A 21,759-nucleotide genomic window follows, 5' to 3' on the forward strand; every position below is an offset into this window, starting at 1 on the left:
AGGGAGAAGGGCGCATTCGTTATACGATGTCTTGGTTACAATACAAATAGTTTATAAATAAACTAAATTCTCTCCACTGGACAGGCTTTGCTTTTTGAGCCTCAACCGGTATTGCGCATACCCGCGGCAATGGCATTAATACTGCGCAACAAGGGTTTCATCCATGGGCTTTCGGCGGCATTCTCGGTATTAATCTCCCTCAGCCGCCGGATCAAAAATACTTGCAGGTAATTCAGCGGCCCCAGGTAAGCGTCGCGGCGTTGCAAGGACGCTGCGAGTGCCGGGTTTTCCGCGAGCAAGCGGTCGGCGTTGGTTATCTCCAAGATCCATTCCACGCAGCGCTGATGCTCGCCGGCGATCAGGTTGTAAACGCGTTTGCCGGTTTCCGGATCGGCGCACAATTGCGCGTATTCGCGGGCAATGTTCATGTCGGATTTACTCAGCGCCATTTGCGCGTTGCTGAGCAGGTTGCGGAAAAACGGCCAGTCATTATACATCCTGCGCAACGTTTCCAGACGCTCCGGTTTGCCGGCGCACCAGCTGGCCAGACTGAAACCGATGCCGTACCAAGCCGGAAAAGTCTGCCGTGATTGCGCCCAGGCGAACACCCAGGCAATCGCCCGCACCGAGTTTTTCGAACGATCCAATTTTTTGCGATGCGAGGGCCGCGAACCGATATTCAATCCACCGATTTCGCCCACCGGAGTGGCTTCGTAGAAATAGTCCAAAAAGCCGGGTGTGCGTTCGGTTAAGTCACGATAACTTTGCTCGCCTATCCTTGCCAGTTCGTCCATCACCGCCAAATCTTCCGCGCGATCTGCCGGTATGGCTTGTACCAGGCTGACGCTGGCTTTCAGCAGGCCGGTGACCCCCATGGTCAATTCGTAGACCGCCGTTTCCATGTTGTTATACCGATAAAACAACACTTCTCCCTGCTCGGTAAATTTGATCTGGCCGCGCACGGTATCGGGCGGCTGCGCCAGAATGGCTTCGTGAGTCGGACCGCCGCCGCGACCGACGGTGCCGCCACGGCCGTGGAATAAGCGGCATTTCAAACCGTAACGCTCGCTGATGGCGATGATTTCCCGCTGCGCGCGTGACAAGCCCCATGCCGAGGCCAGGATGCCGCCGTCCTTGCAGGAATCGGAATAGCCCAGCATGATTTCCTGGCGGTCGTCGCTGACCCGCAGCAATTCCCGATAGCAATCGGTATCGAATAGCTGGGTCAGCACCTCGGAAATGCGGTTTAAATCGTCGATAGTTTCGAATAAGGGGCTGACGCCGATATGACAATGCCAATGCCCGCCTATTCGTCCGACCAGACCTGCTTGCGCCGCCAGCAGCAGTACTTCCAAAATATGGCTGGCGGAGTGGGTCATGGAAATCACGTATTTGCCGAAGCAGTTTGGGCCGATTTCCCGGCGCATTTTCGCCATCACCGTAAATAATTCCAGCGTTTCGCGGTTGGCGGGCGTCAGCGCGGCGGCGTCGAACATCAAGCCGCCTGGCGCGGCGATAGCCTCGGCTAATAATGTGATGCGCTGGGCTTCGTCTAGCGCGAGATAGTCAATGTTCAGCGCCGCCGCCAGAATTTCCGCGACTGCTTCGCTGTGACGAGTCGATTCCTGCCTGACATCGAGTTGCATCAGGTGAAAGTCAAATACATCGGCCAGCCTGATCAGATCGGCTAGTTCCAGCTCGGCGATATTGGCGTCCCCATGGCCGCGCAACGATACGTCGATCAAGCGCAGATCGAGTAAAAACTCCGCAACGCTGGCATAAGCGTGGCGATTGGCTTGTTCCGGTTTGCCTTGCAACTGTTGTTGAACCCGTTGCAAGGTGCATTGCATGCGGTATTTCATCAATATCAATTTGTGCCGGTAAGGTTCCTGCAAATACGGTTTTTCCAAGTCCGTTACTGCCGAGCCCAGCATAGTGCGGTCGGCGTGCAGGCTGTCGATAAATTCAGTCGCCAATTCACAAAGGCCATAGGAATGCGACAACTGGCCGCGCAATTGATCCAGGCGTGCCAGATATTCCTGCATGATGGTTTGCGCCTGCATGCGCAAAGCCAGTTCGGTGGTTTCCGGTTTTACATTCGGATTGCCGTCGCGGTCGCCGCCTATCCATGAACCAAAGCGCAGAAAACTGGGGATGCGGATTTGACTGGCGACGTCGGCGCCGAACACATCGCTAAGTGAACGTTGTAAGTTCCGGTAGACCAGGGTGGTGGCCTGAAACAGCGACAAGGAAAAGTAAAACAGGCCGGCATCGATTTCGTCGGCCACGCCTAATTTGCGCGCGCGCACTTCGTCGGTTTTCAACAGCAATTGAATCTGAGCCTGTAGTTTGTCCAGAGCTTCGCCGCGCTGCTGGCTGCGCAGACGCGGATCGTCCAAGGTTTCCTGGCTGAGGAATACGTTGCGTAACGCGCTTTTGACGGTGCGGCGTTTAGCTTCGGTGGGATGGGCGGTCATCACCGGCAAATACAGCATCTCGTCCAGCAAAATCTGTAATTTGTCCGCGCTGACCCCGCTGTCGCGCAATTTGATTAGCGTGTCGTGAAACGAGCCGGGCCAATAGCGACCGGTCTGATTTTGCCGACGCAAATTCAGATTGTGCGATTCTTCGGCGATATTGATCAGGCTGAAATAGCCGTTAAACACTCGCACCACTTCGCCTATTTCTTCCGCATCCAGGCCTTCCAGAATCTCGATGAATTGGCGGCGGCGATTGGCGCTGCCTTCTCTGATCAGACTGGCAAACTTGCGTTGCAACTGCGCGACGGCGTTGGCGACTTCCGGCTTAGCCTGTGCGGCCAGGACTTTTGTTAATATCGAGCCGAGCAGACGAATCGAGCTGCGCAGATCTTTGTCGTCGCCGTGGGCATCGCCTAAGCGATCGCTGAGGATTTGGCTGGCGCTTACATTGTCCAGTTCGAATGCTGACTTGCCGTAATCCGCCAGTTCGGTTCCTGTGCCAGGGCCTATATTGTCATGGTGCAGCGCTTTTAGCTTTTGCATATTCAGTTCTCATGGTGATTATTGCTTGCTTGATAGCCTAACGCAGCATTTTGATATTGTTAAATAGAATGTTTAGAATGAAAGCATCGTAAATTTCTATGTATTAAGCACTAGTGGAACGAATCAACTATCAACATTTGTTTTATTTCTGGAATGTCGCCCGCGAAGAAAGCATCACGCGAGCTTGCGAGAAACTGCATTTGGCGCAACCGACCATCAGCGGCCAATTAGCGGTGCTGGAACAGCAAATCGGCGAAAAACTGTTTTATAAACAAGGCCGTAAACTAGCACTCACCGACACCGGTCGGGTGGTATTTAATTATGCGGAAGAAATCTTTTCGCTGGGCAGAGAGCTAAGCAACACCTTAAAAGGCCGGCCGACCGGAAGAGCCTTGCGTTTGGTGGTGGGCGTCGCGGATGCGTTACCGAAAATGGTCGTTTACCGTTTGATAGAGCCGGCATTTCGCTTGCCGGAACCGGTACAGATTCTTTGTTACGAGGACAAAACCGAGCGGCTACTGAGTGACATGGCCATGCAAGGTATGGATTTAGTGTTGTCCGATGCGCCGCTGACACCCACTAGTGGCGCCAAGGCCTTTAATCATCTGCTGGGCGAATGCGGAGTTACCGTGTTTGGTTCGCCGGCCTTGGCAGCGACCTATAGGCAAAGTTTCCCGCGCTGCTTGAGCGGCGCACCGTTCTTGCTGCCGACCGCGAATACTTCGCTGCGGCGCTCGCTGGATCAATGGTTCGATGCCGAAAGCATCAGTCCGGCCATCCAGGCCGAAATTGAAGACAGCGCGTTGATCAAAACTTTTGGTAGCGGCGGGGTGGGTTTGTTTGTCGCGCCGAGTAATGTTGAAGCAGAAATCCAAAGTCAATACGGTGTGGAAGCCATCGGTCGCATCGACTCGGTACATGAACGTTTTTATGCGATTACCATGCGCCGCAAACTCAAACATCCGGCCGTGACTGCAATTTTGGAGAATGCGCGGGATAAATTGTTTCCGGAATAATTTCCGTGAGATTTGTTGGTCCGGAGGTTCGTCAATTGGAGCAGGGCAGGCTATGATTTCTTATCACCGTTAAACCAACAAGGAGTAAGGCATGAATCCCGAAGAATTAGAACTGGTCGGCTTCTGGCCGCGAGTCGGCGCATCCATCATCGATAGCATCCTGATGGCCATGATTATGTTGCCGATACTGATGGCATTTTACGGCGAGGAATATTGGTTCAGCGAAAGCTTTGTCCAGGGGCCGGTGGATTTATTGGTTTCCTATATTTTTCCCGCAGCGGCAGTGATTGCTTTTTGGGTCGCCAAGCAAGCGACCCCGGGCAAGATGGCAATCTCCGCAAAAATTGTGGATGCAAAGACTGGCAACCCGCCGAGCACGGGTCAATTCATCGGCCGCTATTTTGCCTACTACCTGTCAACGTTCCCGCTGGGGCTTGGCCTACTCTGGGTGGCATTCGATAGCCGAAAGCAAGGCTGGCATGACAAACTTGCCGGCACCTTGGTAGTTCGTCCGAAAAACAGGGCGGGTAACTCAAAGACATTTATGGATGGCAAGGACTAGCCTCAATTTAAGTTTTGGCGGCTTAGGGGAACCACCAAAGCCGTAAAAAAGTAACAGTCATCAAATCGCCTGGATGGCGATGAATCGATCTGGATTGAGTGATTACGTTATCCTTAATCATAGCTGCCGCCTTGCTAACTCAAGCAATGTGTTACCCTGCATAAACAGTTGCCCGGCCCTGGGCAACTCCGCGAGTGCCTTTTCGGCCTGCATGCCTCTTTTCAGTAAGCGTTGTGCCCTTCGATCAGAACCTTTTCCTGATGCACAACCTTGTCGCTGTAACCCCCAATGCTAGATTATCGTGTTAAATTCGAGACCGTCACCGTTGCCGGTTTCGATTATGTCATTCGCTCTTTAGCCGATTTGCAGCAATATGCCGATCCGCTCGGCGAGGCCGAATCGGCCGGGATTTCGTCCGCCAGTTGGTCGCTGTTCGGGAAGGTCTGGCCGTCAGCGCGCGTGCTGGCCTTGGCCATGCATAGTTTCGATTTGGTGGGGAAGCGCATCCTGGAAATTGGCGCCGGTTTGGGATTGGCCAGTCTGGTGATTCATCGTCGGGCCGGCAATATTACCGTTAGCGATTGGCATCCTTTGAGCGAGAGGTTTCTTAACGAAAATCTGCTGCTAAATAAACTGGGGCCGTTGCAATATAAAACCGGCAATTGGGCCACCGGCAATCCTGGTTTAGGTCGCTTCGATCTGATTATAGGCAGTGATGTGCTATACGAACGTCAACAGCCTGCGCAGCTGGCGCACTTTATCGATCAGCATGCCGCCCGGAACGCGCAAATCATTATTGTCGATCCTGATCGCGGCAATCGTGTGGGATTTTGCCGGGAAATGACCGGCTTGGGCTATGGCTGTACCAGCCGGATTGCCGAACGTCAGACTGAAAACGGCGAGCGTTACAAAGGCCGGTTTCTGACCTTTAGCCAGGCGCTAGCCGGGTAAGCGGCATGACCGGGTGCGAGAATGCCTAGTGCTTGCAGTTTTGGTGTTTGATACCGGCATATATCTCTGGCGCGACTGGTCAGAAAATATAGGACATCATCCTCAGGTCTGGATAAACTATTCCGGCTGCGTCGTTAACGCGCGTCTATAGCGTGACGCAATTCATAACCATAGCTTTATTTTTACTAATAACTGCGAGCGCCTTGCTATCTTTGACCAACCTTTTGCCTCGCAGAAGGCAGGCATACAAACCGATTGAGCGGGCATCATTCAAACCAAATAAATCTCTTGAAAACAAAACCAGCTTTTTTAATTCTTTCCCTATTCGTGGCTTTGGAGTCCGGCGTGAGTGCACAAGAAACAAACGACAATGTTGAAGCGCAGGTTCAGGCCTTGCTGGCGCAAATGAGCCTGGAAGAGAAAGTCGGGCAGATGACCCAGATCGATTTCAGCGTGGTTTCGGTGGTGAACGGTGAAGTGGCCGATAATCCGATTGATCAGGCCAAACTGGAAGATGCCATATTGAACCGGCATATCGGCTCGATCCTGAACACGCCTACCACACCGAATAATCAAACCCAGCCCATCGAAAAATGGCGGCGGATGACCCAGGCGATACGAGAGGTGGCGGCAAAAAGCCGGCTGAAAATTCCAGTGCTCTACGGTATCGACGCGATTCATGGCGCCACCTATACCGAGAACGCGGTACTGTTTCCGCAAGCCATCAGCATGGCCGCGACGTTTAATCCCGACTTGGCTTTCAAGGAAGGTGAAGTGACCGCCCGTGAAGTCAAGGCGTCCGGTTTGGATTGGAATTTCATGCCGGTGATGGACATCGGCCGTCAACCGCTGTGGCCACGCTTGTGGGAAACCTACGGGGAAGACGTGCATTTGGCGGTAGCGATGGGTAGTGCTTATATCAAAGGGCATCAGGGCGACGATTTTGCCGAGGCGGATAAAGCGCCGACTTGTCTGAAGCATTATGTCGGTTACAGCTATCCCTTAAACGGCAAAGACCGCAGTCCGGCCTGGATAGGCGAGCGGGCCTTGCGCGAATATTTTCTGCCGGGCTTTGAGGCCGGCGTGAAAGCCGGGTCGCCGACGGTGATGATTAATTCCGCCGAGGTGGACGGCATTCCCGGCCATATCAATCATCATTACCTGAACACCATTCTGCGCGGCGAGATGGGTTTTAAAGGTTTCACCGTGTCCGATTGGGCCGACATCAGCCGTCTATATACCCGCGACAAACTGGCGGCCTCGCCGCGCGAAGCCGTGAAGATGGCGGTGATGGCCGGCGTGGATATGAGCATGGTGCCTTTCGATTACTCGTTTTACGACTTGTTGCTGGATTTAGCCAAAACCGGCGAAGTGCCGATCACCCGCATCGACGAAGCGGTGTCGCGCATCTTGCGCGTGAAATATCAAAGCGGGTTGTTTGACAGACACGAGCCGGCGCTGGACATAAAAGGCAACTTTGTCACTGATGACGCGGTAGCTGCGAATCGCCAAGCGGCGCGGGAAGCCATCATTTTGGCTAAAAACGATCAGCATATTCTGCCTTTGAGCAAGCAGGCCAGTATTCTGGTGACTGGGCCGACCGCGAATTTGTTAAGCGTCATGAACGGCGGCTGGACCATCACCTGGCAGGGCGCCGCCGAACATTTGTATCCCAAAGACAAGCCAACTTTGTTACAAGCCCTGCAGCAAAAAACCAACGGTAAAGTAACTTACGTGGGCGGGAAAAATTTCAGCGACGAAATCAATATCGAGCAGGCCGTGACTCAGGCGCGACAGCACGATGTGGTGATTTTGGCGCTAGGCGAAAAAACCTATACCGAAACCGAGGGCAATATCGAATCCTTGCATCTCGAACCGGTGCAGTTGCAACTGGCCAGAGCGATATTCGAAATCGGCAAGCCGGTCATTCTAGTCACGTTCGGCGGTAGGCCGCGTATCATCACCGAAATAGCTAACAAGGCGCAGGCGGTGGTATTGGGCTTTTTGCCGGGCATGGAAGGCGGGGCCGCGCTGGCCGATATTTTGTTCGGCGATACCAATCCCAGCGGTAAATTGCCGATTTCTTATCCGCGCGATACCAACGATATAGTGATGTACGATCACAAGCCTATAGAGGCCTTCGAGAGCAATCAGTATCGGCCGCTGTATCCGTTCGGCCACGGTTTGAGTTACACCACGTTCCAGACCAGCGGTCTGCGTGTGAGCAAAGATAGCATTGCGATGGGCGAAAGCATCAATCTGACGGTTAAGGTGAAAAATACCGGCGCGCTGACCGGCAAGGAAACCGTGATGGTGTATTTGCACGATGTCGCGGCTTCGGTGTCGCGGCCGGTGAAACAGCTAAAGGCGTTTAAAAAGGTCGAGTTAAAACCCGGCGCGGAGCAGACCTTGCAATTTAGCTTAACGCCGCAGGATATGTCGTTTATCGGCGTGGATATGAAACGCATCGTCGAGCCGGGTGAATTTGAGGTGATGGTCGGTAACGAAACCGCTCGTTTCCAGGTCGCCAAACCTTAACTCAATTTGCGGGATTAACTAATGCCGGATCAACAAAACCAGGGTAAACCATCGTATGCGGGCTCGTTAAGCATTCTGACCTCGCTGTTTTTCATTTGGGGTTTTATCACTTGTCTTAACGACATCCTGATTCCACATTTGAAGGCGGTGTTTACCCTTAGCTATACCCAAGCGATGTTGATCCAGTTTTGTTTCTTCACCGCCTATTTTTTGATGTCGGTGCCCAGCGGTTATCTGGTGGAAAAAATCGATTATAAGGGCGGCATCATCGTTGGCTTGGGGATTGCCGGTTGTGGTTGTTTACTGTTCTATCCGGCTGCGGGCTTGCATTCCTATCCAATGTTTTTGGGGGCGTTTTTTGTGTTGGCTTCCGGTATTACGCTGTTGCAGGTTTCCGCCAATCCTTACGTGACGGTATTAGGCGATCCGCATACCGCGTCCAGCCGCTTGACTTTGACTCAGGCGTTCAATTCCTTGGGAACCACGCTGGCGCCGTATTTTGGCGCGTTGTTTATTTTGTCGAATGCGGTAAAAAGCGCCGAGGAGATAAAACTGCTGGATGCTGAGCAATTGTCGGCTTATCAAGCGGCGGAAGCGGCGGCGGTGCAAAATCCGTATTTATTTCTCGCGGCGGTATTGTTTTTAATGGCCGCAGTCTTTGCAATGCTTAAGTTGCCGAAGATTAACCAGCAAGCCGAGGCTGGTGGCGCGCACGAACAGGGCGGCAGTGCCTGGCAATATTCACATTTGGTATTAGGCGCCGTGGCGATTTTTGTTTACGTGGGCGGCGAAGTGTCGATTGGCAGCTTTCTGGTTAACTTTCTCGGTGAGCCGGATATCGCCGGTTTGGCTGAGCAAGATGCCGGCAAATACGTTTCGTTTTATTGGGGCGGGGCCATGGTCGGCCGGTTTATCGGGTCGGCGGTGATGCAGAAAATCCATCCCGGCAAGGTGCTGGCGTTCAATGCCTTGGCGGCGGCAGCTTTGGTGTTGGCGACGATGTTGGGCAGCGGCACACTGGCTATGCTTACCATCCTGGCGGTGGGCTTGTGCAACTCCATCATGTTTCCCACCATCTTTTCACTGGCTTTGACTGGCTTGGGCAGCCATACCGGTCAAGGCTCCGGCATTCTCTGCGCCGCCATCGTCGGCGGGGCTGTTTTACCGCTGCTGCAAGGGGCGTTTGCCGATCATATCGGCATTCAGCATGCATTTTTTATCCCATTTCTTTGTTACTTGTATATCGCTTATTACGGCTATCGCTGCCGCCAGTTGTAGATAAAACCGGCCATTTAACCTTTCAAGAATTTTGCCCGGTTGGGCGATTGAATGATCAAATTCGGGATGGCCGATAAAGGCAGTTCGCCGTCGGTGCCACCTAGCTTCACCGCTTCCTTGGGCATGCCGTACACCACGCAGCTGGCCTCATCTTGGGCTACACAGAGCGCGCCGGTATCGTGCAATTCCTTCATGCCGTGTGCGCCGTCGTCGCCCATGCCGGTCATAATCACACCTAGCACGTTTTTTCCGGCAGCTTGAGCGGCGGAGCGGAATAACACGTCTACAGAGGGTCTGTGGCGACTGACCAGCGGGCCGTCTTTGATTTCCACTCGATATTGCGCGCCGCTACGCCGCAATAACATGTGTTTGCCGCCAGGCGCAATCAAGGCCAGACCGGGAATGACCCGGTCGTTTTGCTCGGCTTCTTTTACCGTTATTTGGCAAAGACTGTCCAGACGTTTGGCGAATGCGGCGGTAAATGCCTCTGGCATGTGCTGCACGATGACGATACCCGGCGTGGTGCGCGGCAGTCGCGTCAATACGTATTCCAAGGCCTGAGTGCCGCCGGTTGACGTACCAATGGCGACGACGCGGTCGGTAGTTTCCGTCATCGAGATCAGGCTGGTAGGGGAAAGTACCGCGTCGGCGGTTAATTTCGGGCTGCCATCCACGGGTTTGCTCGATGGGCCCGCCGATTTTTTCAGTCTGGCATGCGCCGCGCCTTTGATGGCATCGGCCAGCAGTGTTTTCGAGTCTTGCAGAAAGCCTTTCAGGTTAACGGTGGGTTTGGTGATGATGTCAACCGCACCGGCGCTCATGGCCTGCATCGTGACTTCCGCACCCTTGGCAGTCAGCGTCGAGCAGATTACTACCGGCGTGGGATGTTCGTGCATCAGCTTTTTCAAGAACGTGATGCCGTCCATGCGCGGCATCTCGATGTCCAGGATGATGACATCCGGCCAGTCTTTTTCCATGCGGGTCAAGGCAAAGATAGGGTCCGGCGCGGCACCGATAACTTTGACGCCAGGCAGGCTATCGAGCAATCCGGTTAATACCTGCCGGACTACCGCGGAGTCGTCGACAATAAATACTTTTGTGTCTGTCATAGTGTCTTTAGGGTTGCCTGTTAATTGTCTTGGATTGTTTACCAGAATTCGGCACTGCTTCTGGATTTTTCATGTTCGTCGATATTTTTCTTCCAGTAGCGACGTTCTTCTTGTTCCAGTAACACTTCTTGGTTGTGGTCGATTTTTTTGATAAACACCGAATAGTCGCTACCGACGAAATGCACGTTTCTGCCAATGTTGCCGCCAAGACAGGCACTAAGCATAGGAATGTTTTCTTTTTTTAAAAACTCTTTTATGAATAAAACATTCACATCGCCCACGGTTTGCTTTCGGTTTTTGTCCTCCCGCAGCTTTAAAACATTGCCGCCGCCAAAACATTTGGCTTGTAGATTCAGCCGGTTGGCGCCGAGTTTCATCATTTCGTTGATCAGCAACTCCATCGCGTAAATACCGTAGCGGCCTTCGTCGGACTCGATGATAGGCATGTTGTTGGAGTGGGAGCGATAAGCCAGCAAAAAATGATTCATACCGAATACCCGATTGATTGGATCGTATAGGCAGGCTGCCACGCAAGAGCCCAACAGCGTCGAAATGACTTCCGGTTTGCGGGAGGCATAGAATTCCCCCGGGTCGATCACGATACGCTGGGTATCTCGGAAGGGCAGGCTTTTCATGGTTTGCGATAAATTGACGGTTTGATCATTTGTAACTGTTCCGTGACCCGATGCAGGCTTTCCGAATGGCTAATAATGAAATGTCCGCCAGGCTTCAGAGCGGTGGTCAATCGTTCTACCACCTGTTTTTTGGTGTCTTGATCGAAATATATTAGAACGTTACGCAGAAAAATCACTTCGAACTTACCCAATGCAGGCGGCAGTACGTTCATCAGATTGACCTGATCGAACTTGACTCGGCTGCGCAGCTTGCTATCCACGCGAAAGAAACCTTCCTGGCTGCGCACGCCCTTCAGACAATATTTTTCTAGCAGACGTTTGTCCATATGATCCAGTCTGTCCAGCGGATATACGCCTTGCCGGGCAATGTCCAATACTCGGGTACTCAAGTCGGAGCCGAAAATCTCCCAATTGCGCATGCCTAGGTTCTCCGCCAATACCATCGCTAAAGTATAGGCTTCTTCTCCTGTCGAACTGGCCGCACTCCAAACCCGAAATTGTTCGCCGCGCCAAGGTTTAAGAATCTGCTGCTGGAAGAATTCGAAATGTTTGGGTTCCCGAAAAAAATAGGTTTCATTGGTGGTCAGAATGTTGACTAGTGTTTGAAATTCATGTGGGTAGTCGGGGCTAATAGCCAGCTGATAGTATTCGCCGTAACTATGCAGCTGATAATAGTCGAGCCTCTTGGCTAGCCTGCTGGCTACCATGACTTTCTTTTCCGGTGTCAGAGCGATGCCGGCATGGTCGTAAATCAGACATCTGAAGCGTTCGAATTCTTCGGTCGTGATAGGGGCGATGCTAATAAAGATCTCCGATAGTAAGGATTTATGAATCAATTATGTCAGTAATTAATTACATGAATTGCTGAGAACTTAACAATAACTAAAAACCTAAGATGGTACTGGGTTGAATGCAAGTCTAAAACTCTCTACTATCCTTTACATACTCAAAACCCAAACGGAATTACCATGCTTCGAAAACCTTATCCCATAGCCAAAAGCCCCGGTCCACTTGGTTTTTATCTGTTGACGGTCGGGCTGGGAGTGATAGGCGGATTGTTGGCTTGCGTGCAAACCGGTTTCAGTTTAATCAGTATGGGAGCCACCGTTGCGCTTGGTTTTGCCGGCGTTCTGGTCGGGTCTACTTTGTACAACAAACAGCAAGCCGTATTAAACGAAGTCAATAAGGCCTGGCGTGGCGACGAAGATTTAAAACTGCAAGATCTTGAAGCTTATGCCATCGAGCTGGAGCGTTTGTTTCTGCAAGTAGTGCCGATTCTGCTCCGACAAGTACAGACCTCCAGAACACATACCGAACAAGAAATCACCGTGTTGACCAGCCGCTTCGCAGCCATGGTCAATCAATTGGAACGGCTGATATCCGGCGGCGCGCAGAGTCGTCAAGGCCGGAGCGTTGACGTGTTATTCAGCGAAACTCGGGATGCCTTGACTGCGGTATTAAAAGTTTTAAGTCAAATTCAAGACGTTGAGCACGCGGTGGTCGACGAGGTTCGTAAACTGTCCGCGCATACCGGTCAGCTGGACACCATGGCGCAGGAAGTGCGCAAGGTTGCCGAACAAATCAATTTATTGGCGCTTAATGCCGCTATCGAAGCTGCCCGGGCAGGCGAAAATGGCCGGGGCTTTGCGGTTGTGGCCGACGAAGTTCGTAAACTAGCCGGTTTTTCGTCGACTACCGGGGAAAAGATCAGCCACGCTATTGCCGATATCAACAAAGCCATGGCCTCCACCTTGAAAATGTCCGAAGCATCCGGCTCTTCCGACGACAAAGCAATACGCGATGCCGAACACGCCATCCGCACAGCACTCGACGATTTGCGGGTAGCTTTGGATATGTTCAGAAACGATGCAGACCAACTGCGCGGCAACAGCGCGCAAATTCGCGATGAAATTTTCTCGGTGTTGACCGCCTTCCAGTTTCAGGATCGGGTCAGCCAAATGCTGTCGCATGTCGAACACAACCTAAACAGCCTGCAAAGCGCGGTAGATGCCACGCGTAACAGCGGCGAGCGCCAAGCGAATAGTCTCGATGTCGGGGCAACTTTGGCTCGAATGGAGCTCAGCTACACCATGCCGGAAGAATTATTGAATCACTCTTCCGGGACGGCAGTGAGTCACCAAAGTACTTCCGCCAACGACGAGATTACATTTTTCTAAATTCAATGAAGGATTGAGTAATGGCTAAAACCATCATGATTGTTGATGACTCGGCATCCATTCGGCAGGTTGTCGGTATTGCCCTTAAGGGCGCGGGCTACGATGTGATTGAAGCCTGCGACGGCAGGGATGCGCTGAATAAATTAACCGGACAAAAAATCAATCTGATCATCACCGATGTGAATATGCCGAATATGGACGGCATAACCTTTGTTACGGAAGCTAAAAAATTACCGGCTTACAAATTCACTCCGATGATGATGCTGACTACCGAAGCCGCCGACGATAAAAAGCAGGCTGGCAAGGCGGCGGGCGCGAAAGCCTGGCTGACCAAACCGTTTCAGGCCCCCACTTTACTCGACGCGGTATCCAAATTGGTGTTGCCTTAAAAACAACTCCGCCGCACAAGGGGAGAAAACCTTGGCTATCCAACTAAAACAACAAAAAAAGGGCGTCACCCAGCTAGCTATACAGGGTGAATTAACCATTTATTCGGTGCTGGAACACAAACAAGCACTATCCCAGTATCTAAGCTCGGCTAAGGACATCCAAATCGATCTTGCCGATGTCACTGAAATAGATAGTGCCGGTTTGCAATTACTGATGTTTCTGAAGCAGGAAGCCGTTAGCCGCGATATCAGCTTTAGCCTTAGTCAACATAGCGAGGCGGTCGTTGAAGTGCTGGAACTGCTTAACCTTAGTAAGCATTTCGGTGACCCTATCGTTATCTCTGCAGACTGGAAATCATCATGAGCGAATTAGATGCTGCCTTAACGGTTTTCGCCCAAGAGGCCGAAGAGTTGTTAACGGATATGGAAGACGCTTTGCTGTCCTTGGAGACCAAACCGGACGATAGCGAAACCATCAATAGTTTATTCAGGGCCATGCACACCATCAAAGGCTCTTCCGGATTGTTCGGCTTCAACGCCATTGTCGGCTTTACCCACGAAGCGGAGTCGGTTCTGGATAAGGTGCGCAACGGCGAACGCGGTATCGATGCGGAATTGATTTCTGTCTTATTGGACAGTAAGGATCACACGGCTAAATTGATCGAACATTGTTTGACGCAGAAAGAAGCGGCATTACCGGCAAGTTTGGCGGCGGACGGAGAACGTTTGATTCGGCAGTTGACCGGACGGCAAACTACCGACATGCAGCAGAGCGACGATAGCGTCCAGCTGGAAATCGAAGGTGGCGGCGAAATATCGGTGGACGATAACTGGCTTATTTCTTTGGAGTTTCAGAAAGACGCCTTCAGAAATGGCATGGACCCCTTGTCGTTTATTCGCTATCTGCGAACCTTAGGCGAGATTAAACAAATTCTTACCGTAGCCTCGGAAATGCCGGTCGATGACGACATGGATCCGGAAAGCTGTTATTTGCATTTCAAAATTGCTTTTCAGAGCGATGCGAACAAACAGACGATAGAAGCGGTGTTCGATTTTGCTTCTGACGATTGCGATATCAAAATTTTGCCGCCCAATTCCAAACTAGAGGAATATTTAAATCTGTTGAACGCTCAGGATGACAATCATGTTAAGCGTTTGGGCGACATGTTGGTGCAGGTTGGCGCGCTGACTCAGAACGATGTCAATCATGCCTTGCAAAGTCAGCAGGCCAACGTTGATGCGGAACAGGAAGCCCCCAGCAAACCGTTGGGCGAAATACTGGTCGAGCAACACGTCGTACAGCAGCCATTGGTCGATCAAGCGCTGAAAAAACAGGAGCAGACCAAACAAAAGCTGGCGAGCGAAGCCAATTACATTCGGGTTGATGCCAGCAAACTAGGCCACCTGATCAATTTGGTCGGCGAGCTGGTGATTTCTAGTGCGGCAATGAATTTGATCGTTGAGCGGCATGGCCTGAGCGATGCCGGCGATGTGGCCGCCAGCATGAATGCCTTGGTCAGCAGTATCCGCGATACCGCATTGGAATTGCGCATGGTGCAAATCGGCGAAACCTTTTCCCGGTTTAAGCGCGTCGTTCGCGATGTTAGTAAGGAGTTGAATAAAGACATCGAACTTTATATCAGCGGCGGCGAAACCGAGTTGGATAAAACGGTCGTCGAAAAAATCAACGATCCGTTAACCCATTTGATCCGCAACGCCCTGGATCACGGCATTGAAAGCCCCGCGCAGCGGGTCGCCGCCGGTAAGCCGGCGCAAGGTACCGTGCAACTCAATGCCTATCATGAATCCGGGCATATCGTGATTCAAATTGCCGATGACGGCGCAGGATTGAACAGCGAGAAAATACTCGATAAGGCATTAGCCAACGGCCTGATTAAACCCGATCACGATTTGTCCCAACAAGAAATTCATAATCTCATATTTGCCGCCGGACTTAGCACCAAGGATCAAGCCACCAATTTATCCGGGCGCGGTGTAGGTATGGACGTGGTGAAAAAAAATATCGAAGCCTTACGCGGTTCCGTCGAGATAGACAGCATAGAAGGCGAGGGCACCACCATTTCCATACGCTTACCGCTGACCTTGGCGATTATCGACGGTTTCATGGTCGGTACCGGCCAGGACCGCTACATCATCCCGCTGAGCATGGTGGACGAATGCATCGAGATGAACGCCAACGAATGCGAGATAGATGAAATACAGCATTACATCAATTTGCGCGGTCAGGTCTTGCCATACTTACGTTTAGGCGACTATTTCCATAACCAAATTGCCGACAGTAACAGAAAGCGCGAAAGCGTGGTGGTGGTCAAATTCGGGCAAACTAAGGCCGGGTTTGTTGTCGATGAATTGCACGGTGAGCATCAAACCGTGATCAAGCCGCTTGGCAAAGTGTTTGAAAGATTAAACGGCATCACCGGCGCAACCGTGTTGGGCGACGGCAATGTCGCGCTGATTTTGGACGTGCAAGGTTTGATTCAAGCCGCCATCAAAAATAAAAGCCGACCGGCACCATTCTTAACGTCGCAGCGAATTCAGTAAGTAAAGATTTCTTACAGTTATAAATTCCTAATAGAGGGAACAGAGCATGAACATTAACGACCTAAAAATAAAAACAAAAATCCTGACGGGGGCGATGCTGCTGGTGGCAATTACTATCGCTTTCGGTGGCTTGTCCAAGCTATACATTGGTTATCTTGCCGAAGCAATTGAATCCATTACCGCTAACAACGGTAAGTCGGTGGAATATGCGACGGGTGTGGAGCGAGCGGCATTGCAAACTGTCATGGCGCAGCGCACTTATCGAATATCTGAAAGCGACGCCGATGCCGATAAAGTTCAAGAGAGCATTAAAAATGTTCTCGGTTCTTTGGATAAAGTCGATCAACAGGCGAAGCAATTTAACAACGCTGAATTGCTTAACCAATCTAAAGTGGCGCGTGAGGGCACTTTGGATTTTTCCGAGAAGTTTCGAGCGATGGTGGCTTCGATTAAATTGAACAAAGCGGCTGTTGAAACAATGATCGCCAAAGGCAACGCGGTTGCCAAAGCTGCGGACGACTTTCAGGATCGGCAAGTACGTCTTTACAGTGAAGCCCAGAAAAAGGGCGTGACGGGCGCGGAACTGGATGCCTATGTCCAACGCTATATAGGGGCGACCGAGATATACATGAAAGCTATGGAAATCATGCGGGCCGAGAAGGAGGAGGTCAATTATAAAGACCGTGTGGCCTGGAAAAAAATGCAGGTAGCGTTGCCAGCATTATTGAAAGCATATGATGATTTACAAAAAATCGTTAATTCTGAAGAAGCCTTGCGTCTGATCGACACCGCCCGGACCAGTACCCGGGAATATCAACAAGCGGCCGAAGAATGGATAGATAACGACGATAAACGCGATAGCATTCGTAAGGAGATGCTGGAAGCGGCTGATAATGTCGTTAAACAAGCGCAAACTGCTGAAGAAGCGGGTTATGCGCAATTAGCTGCTGCGGCTGCAAGCGCCGACGAATTGGTCGACGAGGCCAATAAAATCATTATAGGTACCATCATTGCCGCATTGATTTTGGGCGTTATTATCGCGATGTTCCTGGCCAACCTGATTACCGTGCCGATTATTGTCGGTGTTAAATTTGCGCAATCCTTGTCCGAAGGCGATTTGACCGCGAAGCTGGAAGTTAACGGTAAAGATGAAATCGGGCAACTCGCTCAGGCTTTGCGCGATATGCGCGATAAGCTCAGTCAGGTGGTCGCGCAAGTACGTTCCAATTCGGATACCCTGGCCAGCGCTTCGCAAGAAGTCAGTGCTACTGCTCAGTCCATGAGTCAGATGGCTACCGAGCAGGCAGCTAGCGTCGAGGAAACTACTTCTTCGATTGAACAGCTTAATTCTTCGGTACAGCAAAACACCGAAAATGCCCATGTCACCGAACAAATGGCAACCAAGTCGGCAGGGGAAGCCCGTGACGGCGGGGAAGCAGTGAACGAGACTGTTCTGGCCATGAAGAACATCGCCAAAAAAATTGGTTTGATCGAGGATATAGCCTATAAAACCAATTTGCTGTCGTTAAATGCGGCGATTGAAGCGGCCTCTGCCGGCGAACACGGCAAGGGCTTTGCGGTAGTGGCCGCGGAAGTTAGAAAACTGGCGGAAAGCAGCCGCGTCACGGCGGAAGAAATCAACGAGCTTGCCACCAACAGCGTAGCGATAGCTGAAAAAGCCGGTACCTTGATCGCTGCCGTAGTACCGAATATTGTGAAAACAGCCGATTTGGTGCAGGAAATTAATGCGGCGTCCATGGAGCAATCCAGTGGAATTAATCAAATTAACGATGCGATGCGCCAGCTGGATAAAGCGACTCAGCAAAATGCCGCCAGCGCCGAAGAATTAGCCGCTACGTCCGAGGAATTAAATGGACAGGCCACCCAGTTGCAGCATGCGGTAGCGTTTTTCAAACTGGATGGCAACATTACTAAGTCGCAATCTTTTGGTAAAACACCGCCAGCCGCTAAGCGCCAGTCTCGCGGAGGGCCAGCGCAAAACTATGTTAAAAAACCGGTAGCAGTGAATAACCTTGCCGACACCTCGTTGGATTTTAACGACCAAGATTTTGAGCGCTTTTAGTCTCTGGAGAGCAGACCATGAGTAATCTGATTCGGAGAGAAACCGGCCATGCAGTGGCGGTTCAGGAGCAGGTAGGCCAATACCTGACTTTTTTAGTGGGGACAGAAAGTTTTGCAGTCAGCATTCTGGATGTTAAGGAAATTATTGAGATTGCCAACGTGACTCGGGTGCCTTTGACGCCGGACTATATTCACGGGGTGATCAATTTGCGCGGCAGTGTGGTGCCGGTTATAGATTTATCGGCGCGTTTAAGTCGCCATTGCTCGGAAGTCAGCAAACGCAGTTGTATCGTGTTGGTGGCGGTTGAAACGAGCGAGGGTTCGCACTTGATAGGGATGTTGGTGGATGAGGTCCGGGAAATTTTGGAAATTCCGCCCGCCAACATTCAGCCGGCGCCGGATTTTGGCACCGACATTCGTACCGATTTTATTCAAGCCATGGCGCGTGTCGATGACGTATTTATTATACTTTTGGCGATTAGCCGGGTGCTGTCGCTGGACGAATTATCGCTATTAAGCGATTTGGCGCAATCTCAAGAGCATCTGATCGCAGCTTCGGACTAGGTTGATAAGGCTTCTGCTGGAAGATTTTTTAGGTACTCTCCCAGCAGCTTATCTTCTTCAAGGATATGTGCCAACACCCATTGGCTGACAAATACTTTTATGTCGGCAGGCTGCCATTGCCTGTGGTAAATGGTTTGGGAAATGTCGTTCAACCTGTCCAGCATTTGGTTATGCGTTGCGACATGCTGGGCATAACCCGGATAGCTATGGTCTTTCATCAAATGTTCTTCGGCTTCGAAGTGCTCGCGGATGTGCTGATAAAACAGTGCAAACAAATGCGTCAACGTTTCGCTAGAGTCGGCTTCAACAATTCTATTCGCCAGATCGAATAATTGCCTGTGCTGCGCATCCACCGTTGCGTGACCTATTTTGTAGTCATCTTGCCAGATAAACTCGCTCATATTCAGGCCTCGTTGTTGTTAAATTAAACTGTTAGGGAATTGTCCGCTTTCTATTCTTGGTGGATTTTGAAATAGGCGTTAATCGCTGCGTCTTCCTCCGCTATATGGCTAATCCAGTCGTGCATGAAGCCCGGCACGTCTAGTTCCTGTGGTTTTTGCTGACTGATTCCATGACTAAACTCGACCAGCTTCTCCAGCATCAGATTATGCGTTTGCACATGATGTTGATATTCCGGATAGCCGTGTTGTTTCATAAAGGCTTCTTCAGCGTGAAAATGTTCCCTGACATGTTGATAAAGCAACATGATGTTTTCGGCTAGTGCTTGAGCATCTTTCGAGGCTACCAGTTGGTTCGCTAGACGGAATAATTCTCTGTGCTGCTGGTCAACCGTTTCGTTTCCGAGCAGATATTGATTTTCCCAAACGAATTCGTTCATGTTATTCCCGTAATCTTTTTTGTGTTAGTGCATCTTAAAAAAGCCAACTTCCCGCATGAGCGTTTGGCTTTGATCGTTTAATTCTTCAGCAGTGGCGGCCAATTGCTCTGAAGCCGCCGCATTATGCTGAATCGCCGTATCCAATTGTCCTACCGCTTGACTGATTTGGCGGACGCCGGCCGCCTGTTCGTCGGATGCCGTGGCTATCTCCTGTACAAGCGTAGCGGTCTTTTGAATACTGGGCAGCATTTGGCTAAAGATACGGCCGGCGTTTTGGGCGATGTCCAGGCCTGTATTGGCTAGTTCGCCGATTTCGTTGGCGGTATCCTGACTGCGGGTCGCCAACTTTCTTACCTCCGTCGCCACCACGGAGAAGCCGGCGCCGTGTTCGCCGGCTTTGGCGGCAACAATTGAAGCGTTTAATGACAGCAAGTTGGTTTGGTAGGCAATGGCCTCGATTAAGCCGATTTTTTCGGCGATTTTGTTCATCGCCTCCACGGTGTCTCTGATTGCTTGTTCACCGCTCTGCGCCGATTCGGCCGCGGTAAGCGCTATTTTTTCCGTGGTTTGCGCATTCTCATGGTTGTGTTCTACCGACCCGGTCAATTGTTCCAGTGCGGCGCTGGTTTGTTCGATACTGGCCGCTTGTTCGCAGCTGCTTTGACTGAGTGTTTGCGCGGCATTATTGACTTCAGTAGAGGCTTGAGCGATTTGCGCCGAACAGCTGCCGATGGTGCCGATTACATCGGCCAGACGTTTTTGCATGGTCAGCATTGCGGCAAAAATGCCGACATGTTGCGCCGCTTGTGGCATGCCGCGCCGTTCCAGCTTGCCGGCAGCAATATTGACCGCCAGGTTATTAACCTGCAACGGTTCTCCGCCCAACTGATTGGCGATATCCTTGCGTAGTATCCAAAATAACAAGAAGGATAAACCGGCTACCATAACGATAAAAATACCGTTGAACAATAATTGGCGGCTGGCGCTGTTTTCTATCGCCTTAGACGAGTCTATGGTGTCCTTGGCGATATAGTTTTCCACTTCCTTCAATAGATTGATCTTGCCGGTTTGCATCGAAAACCAGTGAGCCGGATCAACCCCAAAACCGCCTTTATCGGCATGGCTCAGGGCTTTATTACGCATGGCGGTGGTTTCGTCTATGAATTGTCCGCGCAGAGTGCGTTGTAAATAATCCAGGTACTGTTGAGGCGCGACCGAGGCAAAAATATCCAGATAAGTATTCTGAAAAGCGATCAGTGTCACCAGTTTTTCATACATGCCAGGCCCAAAAGCATCCTTGGCGAAGGTGTTGGCCAATACCGCCCGCTCCACGCCCGCTTGTTCCTTGCCCTTCAGGAAATTGGCGTAGGCATCCAGCTTATGATTGATTTGTACATTGGTGCTCAACTGCGGCAATTGGGCGATGATCGCCAGATAGGCTGCATTTAGATTGGAATAGTAATTGATGGTGGCTTCGCCGCTGGCGCGCAAGGTAGTGACCGACTGACGAGTCTCGTCGAGTTCGTCGATTTGCCGGTCCACCGCCGCCAAACCGGCCGTCAGATTGGTTTCGGCGGCTTTGGTATCGAATGTTTTGAGAAAAGCATTCAGTTGTTTGAGTTTGCCGTCGGTGGCTAAGCGTTGTTGCTCCAGTTCTGTCTTGAACTTCTGGCCCCCGCTGCCCAGATGCCCGACCGACAACCCGCGTTCTTTTTGTAATTCATGTACCAGATCGCTGGCGTACACTGAAAAGTCGGCTAAAGAGATAATCTTTCTCGCTGACTGCATCTCCGCTATATGGGTGTAAACCACGAAGGAGGCCATTAGCAGTAAACCGGCTAAGGGAATCAGCGATAGGGCTGCTATTTTGTGGCTGAATTTAACGGTATGCAGGTCAAGCATGTCCACTCCCGGCGACTATTTTTTTAAATAAAGCATAGCCCAGGGTACTTATACCTGCCACGTAATCGCTTGAAGTAAACTGGCCGATTGCGGCCGACAAAACGCCCCCAACCGAACCAGTTCGCCTATCGAT

The 21,759-nt window shown here is 51.3% G+C and carries 18 protein-coding genes; 11 read left to right on the plus strand and 7 right to left on the minus strand.

The window, feature by feature from the left end:
- Nucleotides 1–101: 101 nt before the first annotated feature.
- Nucleotides 102–3,023 (minus strand): phosphoenolpyruvate carboxylase, encoded by a 2,922-nt coding sequence (gene ppc / locus A1332_RS10215; RefSeq protein ID WP_197491436.1) that lies wholly within the window; start codon nucleotides 3,021–3,023, stop codon nucleotides 102–104.
- Between the two features lie 113 nt (nucleotides 3,024–3,136).
- Here ppc and nhaR point away from each other — a divergent pair, with 113 nt between their 5' ends.
- The 5 genes from nhaR to fucP all read left to right on the plus strand — a co-directional run bounded on the left by nhaR (nucleotide 3,137) and on the right by fucP (nucleotide 9,368).
- Nucleotides 3,137–4,039 (plus strand): transcriptional activator NhaR, encoded by a 903-nt coding sequence (gene nhaR / locus A1332_RS10220; RefSeq protein ID WP_064008387.1) that lies wholly within the window; start codon nucleotides 3,137–3,139, stop codon nucleotides 4,037–4,039.
- Between the two features lie 91 nt (nucleotides 4,040–4,130).
- On the plus strand, nucleotides 4,131–4,601 hold the full coding sequence (locus A1332_RS10225) for an RDD family protein (protein WP_064008388.1): 471 nt from the start codon (nucleotides 4,131–4,133) through the stop codon (nucleotides 4,599–4,601).
- Between the two features lie 288 nt (nucleotides 4,602–4,889).
- The gene (locus tag A1332_RS10230) at nucleotides 4,890–5,552 is read left to right on the plus strand and encodes a class I SAM-dependent methyltransferase (RefSeq protein WP_064008389.1); all 663 of its coding nucleotides are present in this window, start codon (nucleotides 4,890–4,892) and stop codon (nucleotides 5,550–5,552) included.
- 345 nt (nucleotides 5,553–5,897) lie between these two features.
- Nucleotides 5,898–8,090, plus strand: coding sequence for a glycoside hydrolase family 3 N-terminal domain-containing protein (locus tag A1332_RS10235; RefSeq protein WP_231890263.1), 2,193 nt, complete (start codon nucleotides 5,898–5,900; stop codon nucleotides 8,088–8,090).
- Between the two features lie 21 nt (nucleotides 8,091–8,111).
- The gene (fucP, locus tag A1332_RS10240; protein ID WP_064008391.1) at nucleotides 8,112–9,368 is read left to right on the plus strand and encodes an L-fucose:H+ symporter permease; all 1,257 of its coding nucleotides are present in this window, start codon (nucleotides 8,112–8,114) and stop codon (nucleotides 9,366–9,368) included.
- A gap of 14 nt (nucleotides 9,369–9,382) precedes the next feature.
- On the opposite strand, the gene A1332_RS10245 is transcribed toward fucP, so the two are convergent.
- From A1332_RS10245 to A1332_RS10255, 3 genes are read right to left on the minus strand one after another with little or no spacing between them, the layout of a single operon-like run.
- Complete coding sequence (locus tag A1332_RS10245) at nucleotides 9,383–10,477, minus strand: protein-glutamate methylesterase/protein-glutamine glutaminase (RefSeq protein WP_064008392.1); 1,095 nt, start codon at nucleotides 10,475–10,477, stop codon at nucleotides 9,383–9,385.
- Between the two features lie 38 nt (nucleotides 10,478–10,515).
- Entirely contained in the window at nucleotides 10,516–11,112 is a 597-nt protein-coding gene (locus A1332_RS10250; RefSeq protein ID WP_064008393.1) for a chemotaxis protein CheD, read from the minus strand.
- Complete coding sequence (locus tag A1332_RS10255; RefSeq protein ID WP_269454651.1) at nucleotides 11,109–11,948, minus strand: CheR family methyltransferase; 840 nt, start codon at nucleotides 11,946–11,948, stop codon at nucleotides 11,109–11,111. The genes A1332_RS10250 and A1332_RS10255 overlap by 4 nt, the downstream gene beginning before the upstream one ends.
- Nucleotides 11,949–12,080: 132 nt before the next feature.
- On the opposite strand from A1332_RS10255, the gene A1332_RS10260 reads away from it, so the two are divergent.
- Genes A1332_RS10260 through A1332_RS10285 form a run of 6 tightly spaced genes read left to right on the plus strand, consistent with a single transcriptional unit; the run spans nucleotide 12,081 to nucleotide 18,886 of the window.
- Nucleotides 12,081–13,289 (plus strand): methyl-accepting chemotaxis protein, encoded by a 1,209-nt coding sequence (locus tag A1332_RS10260; protein ID WP_064008394.1) that lies wholly within the window; start codon nucleotides 12,081–12,083, stop codon nucleotides 13,287–13,289.
- A gap of 20 nt (nucleotides 13,290–13,309) precedes the next feature.
- Nucleotides 13,310–13,678, plus strand: a complete 369-nt coding sequence (locus A1332_RS10265) for a response regulator (RefSeq protein WP_020481515.1) — start codon at nucleotides 13,310–13,312, stop codon at nucleotides 13,676–13,678.
- A 31-nt stretch (nucleotides 13,679–13,709) separates the two neighbouring features.
- Complete coding sequence (locus A1332_RS10270) at nucleotides 13,710–14,042, plus strand: STAS domain-containing protein (RefSeq protein ID WP_020481514.1); 333 nt, start codon at nucleotides 13,710–13,712, stop codon at nucleotides 14,040–14,042.
- Nucleotides 14,039–16,240, plus strand: coding sequence for a chemotaxis protein CheA (locus A1332_RS10275; RefSeq protein ID WP_064008395.1), 2,202 nt, complete (start codon nucleotides 14,039–14,041; stop codon nucleotides 16,238–16,240). Before A1332_RS10270 ends, A1332_RS10275 begins: the two co-directional genes overlap by 4 nt.
- 46 nt (nucleotides 16,241–16,286) lie before the next feature.
- Complete coding sequence (locus A1332_RS10280) at nucleotides 16,287–18,323, plus strand: methyl-accepting chemotaxis protein (RefSeq protein ID WP_064008396.1); 2,037 nt, start codon at nucleotides 16,287–16,289, stop codon at nucleotides 18,321–18,323.
- A 17-nt stretch (nucleotides 18,324–18,340) separates the two neighbouring features.
- The gene (locus A1332_RS10285) at nucleotides 18,341–18,886 is read left to right on the plus strand and encodes a chemotaxis protein CheW (RefSeq protein WP_064008397.1); all 546 of its coding nucleotides are present in this window, start codon (nucleotides 18,341–18,343) and stop codon (nucleotides 18,884–18,886) included.
- Here the strand turns inward: A1332_RS10285 and A1332_RS10290 are convergent.
- From A1332_RS10290 to A1332_RS10300, 3 genes are read right to left on the minus strand one after another with little or no spacing between them, the layout of a single operon-like run.
- Nucleotides 18,883–19,287 carry a bacteriohemerythrin gene (locus A1332_RS10290; protein ID WP_064008398.1) on the minus strand — a complete coding sequence of 135 codons (405 nt, stop codon included), beginning with the start codon at nucleotides 19,285–19,287 and terminating at the stop codon, nucleotides 18,883–18,885. The genes A1332_RS10285 and A1332_RS10290 overlap by 4 nt on opposite strands.
- A gap of 50 nt (nucleotides 19,288–19,337) precedes the next feature.
- Nucleotides 19,338–19,724: a bacteriohemerythrin gene (locus tag A1332_RS10295; RefSeq protein WP_064008399.1), complete on the minus strand. Its 387-nt coding sequence runs from the start codon at nucleotides 19,722–19,724 to the stop codon at nucleotides 19,338–19,340.
- A gap of 24 nt (nucleotides 19,725–19,748) precedes the next feature.
- Nucleotides 19,749–21,626 (minus strand): methyl-accepting chemotaxis protein, encoded by a 1,878-nt coding sequence (locus A1332_RS10300; protein ID WP_064008400.1) that lies wholly within the window; start codon nucleotides 21,624–21,626, stop codon nucleotides 19,749–19,751.
- Nucleotides 21,627–21,759 lie beyond the last annotated feature (133 nt).

It is taken from the genome of Methylomonas methanica (assembly GCF_001644035.1).
Taxonomy (GTDB): Bacteria; Pseudomonadota; Gammaproteobacteria; order Methylococcales; family Methylomonadaceae; genus Methylomonas; species Methylomonas methanica_A.

Coding starts and splice junctions, on each gene's coding strand:
- A1332_RS10285 (WP_064008397.1), top strand. CDS start 18,341: ATGAGTAATCTGATTCGGAGAGAAACCGGCCATGCAGTGGCGGTTCAG.
- A1332_RS10275 (WP_064008395.1), top strand. CDS start 14,039: ATGAGCGAATTAGATGCTGCCTTAACGGTTTTCGCCCAAGAGGCCGAA.
- A1332_RS10300 (WP_064008400.1), bottom strand. CDS start 21,626: ATGCTTGACCTGCATACCGTTAAATTCAGCCACAAAATAGCAGCCCTA.
- A1332_RS10250 (WP_064008393.1), bottom strand. CDS start 11,112: ATGAAAAGCCTGCCCTTCCGAGATACCCAGCGTATCGTGATCGACCCG.
- A1332_RS10260 (WP_064008394.1), top strand. CDS start 12,081: ATGCTTCGAAAACCTTATCCCATAGCCAAAAGCCCCGGTCCACTTGGT.
- A1332_RS10245 (WP_064008392.1), bottom strand. CDS start 10,477: ATGACAGACACAAAAGTATTTATTGTCGACGACTCCGCGGTAGTCCGG.
- A1332_RS10280 (WP_064008396.1), top strand. CDS start 16,287: ATGAACATTAACGACCTAAAAATAAAAACAAAAATCCTGACGGGGGCG.
- A1332_RS10225 (WP_064008388.1), top strand. CDS start 4,131: ATGAATCCCGAAGAATTAGAACTGGTCGGCTTCTGGCCGCGAGTCGGC.
- A1332_RS10290 (WP_064008398.1), bottom strand. CDS start 19,287: ATGAGCGAGTTTATCTGGCAAGATGACTACAAAATAGGTCACGCAACG.
- A1332_RS10265 (WP_020481515.1), top strand. CDS start 13,310: ATGGCTAAAACCATCATGATTGTTGATGACTCGGCATCCATTCGGCAG.
- ppc (WP_197491436.1), bottom strand. CDS start 3,023: ATGCAAAAGCTAAAAGCGCTGCACCATGACAATATAGGCCCTGGCACA.
- fucP (WP_064008391.1), top strand. CDS start 8,112: ATGCCGGATCAACAAAACCAGGGTAAACCATCGTATGCGGGCTCGTTA.
- A1332_RS10230 (WP_064008389.1), top strand. CDS start 4,890: ATGCTAGATTATCGTGTTAAATTCGAGACCGTCACCGTTGCCGGTTTC.
- A1332_RS10295 (WP_064008399.1), bottom strand. CDS start 19,724: ATGAACGAATTCGTTTGGGAAAATCAATATCTGCTCGGAAACGAAACG.